General features: G+C 64.4%; 1 protein-coding gene. It reads left to right on the forward strand.

Annotated elements, in window-relative coordinates; all coding sequences use genetic code 11:
* The coding region (locus tag FLQ44_RS20140; RefSeq protein WP_147695782.1) for a GDP-mannose 4,6-dehydratase at window positions 1-357 on the forward strand (357 nt) is incomplete at both ends.

The following is a 357-nucleotide window of genomic DNA, read 5'->3' on the forward strand; positions in this document are numbered from 1 at the left end:
GCATCGATGGCCCTGGTGCCTTCGTGCAGACCAATATCGTCGGCACCTTCGAGCTGCTCGAAGCCGCGCGCGGCTGGTATGCCGAGCTGGATGAGGCCACGCGCGGACGCTTCCGTTTCCTGCATGTGTCGACCGATGAGGTCTACGGCTCGCTGGGCGAGACCGGCAAGTTCACCGAGACCACGCCCTATCAGCCGAACTCGCCCTACTCGGCCTCCAAGGCGGCGTCCGACCATTTGGTGCGCGCCTACCACCATACCTACGGGCTGCCGGTGCTGACCACCAACTGCAGCAACAACTACGGCCCCTTCCAGTTCCCCGAAAAGCTGATCCCGCTGATCATCCAGCGCGCGGTCG

This window comes from Vogesella mureinivorans, from assembly GCF_007644035.1.
GTDB lineage: Bacteria > Pseudomonadota > Gammaproteobacteria > Burkholderiales > Chromobacteriaceae > Vogesella > Vogesella mureinivorans.